Source organism: Streptomyces sp. NPDC031274, assembly GCF_055570235.1.
On record NZ_JBVIHP010000259.1, the window covers coordinates 1 to 1343 of the forward strand.

The 1343-nt window shown below is 69.8% G+C and carries 1 protein-coding gene and 1 pseudogene; one reads left to right on the forward strand and one right to left on the reverse strand.

What is annotated here, in order from left to right:
* Positions 1-210: pseudogene (locus ACZ5CR_RS45480) on the forward strand (SAM-dependent methyltransferase); the annotation flags it as partial.
* Positions 211-473: 263 nt separating this feature from the next.
* Here the strand turns inward: ACZ5CR_RS45480 and ACZ5CR_RS45485 are convergent.
* Positions 474-1157 carry an alpha/beta fold hydrolase gene (locus ACZ5CR_RS45485; protein WP_468869639.1) on the reverse strand — a complete coding sequence of 228 codons (684 nt, stop codon included), beginning with the start codon at positions 1155-1157 and terminating at the stop codon, positions 474-476.
* Positions 1158-1343: the final 186 nt, after the last annotated feature.

Sequence of the window (1343 nt, forward strand, 5' to 3'; positions counted from 1 at the left end):
GGACGCGTCGCGTGCCCCTTCGGGTACGCGGACACGGACAGCGCGGTCCGCGGTCTGCTCTCGACGGGACTGTTCGACGCGGCGGTGGGCGCGACGGATCAGGTACAGGTCGACAAGGAGCTGACGGAGGCCCTGCACCCGCACAAACGGCGGGACGGGACCGTGTGGATGCCAAACGTGTTCCGGTACTTGATCGCGCGTACGCGGTAGCGGGCTAGTGCTGTGACCGCATAGGTTCGCCGGGTTGGTCGTCGTGGCGGTTGGATGTGCGGTGACGTCCGATCCGACCGCTGGAGGCGGGGTGGCCGAGCCTGTCCGTGTGCGCAGACTGACCGACCAGGAGGGGCACGGCTGCAGCAGATCGTGCGCCGGGGCAGCGCCAGCTTGGCTCGCATCCGCAGCGAGAAGGGTCTCCGCCGGGGCGGCATACCACTACCGATCACGGCCCTGACCATCCACCCCAGCACGCACCGCTAGGAGTTGGCGGCCGTTGCCAGGACTCGGGCGAGTTCGCGGGGACGGGTGGCCATCGGCCAGTGGCCCGAGTCGAGGTCCACGTACTCAAGCCGGGTGGCGCGGGCCAGTTCAGGACTCTCACCGGCGGCGATCCACTCCTCGGCCTCGGTGGGGGTGAACTCGGGGCAGACAACCACAACGGGGACGTCGAAGCGGCGCTCGTTGGTCAGGCGTACGACTCCCCTGGCGACCGCCTCGGGGACAGGAACGGTGGCGGACGCGAAGCGGTCCCGGGCCTGCTGGTCCAGGTCGGCGGCGTCCGCGCCCTCGAAGGGTTCCCAGCCTGGGAAGGGCATGGCGCCGCCCTCGATCGCGAAGTGATCGGCGTAGGCCCGCCCATCGGGGGCGGGGAAGCCGCCGATCAGGGCGACCTTGGCCACCTTGTCCGGCCGTGCGTCGGCGGCCAGCCAGGCCAGGGTCGATGCTGCGGAGTGCCCTACCACCAGAGGCATTCCGGGCGCCGCGTCAACCGCGGCAAGCACTGCTTTCAGCTGGTCGTCAAGCGTCGCGGAGACGGCGCCGTCGCCCTGTCCCGGGAGGGTGAGCGGCACGGGATGGTGTCCGAGCGCGGTGAGTTCGGGCACGACGTCGTCCCAGGCGGATCCGTCGAGCCACAAGCCTGCGATGAGCACAATGTCCATGGTGGTTCTCCCGAGGAGGAGTCGGATCTGGTTGCCGACACGCTACTGGGAGGCTCTGACACCGGGCTCTGGTCAGAATGCGGTCTTTGAAAGCGGCGGCTCGGCCCAACCCAACCCGGCGGGCCTACGCGGTCACAGCACTCAGGGTTCGATCCCGCCGATCACACGTGGCGGGACCGAGCCCGG

Bases quoted from the DNA above. Each gene is read 5' to 3' on its own strand.
- ACZ5CR_RS45485 (WP_468869639.1), bottom strand. From the start codon at position 1,157: ATGGACATTGTGCTCATCGCAGGCTTGTGGCTCGACGGATCCGCCTGG.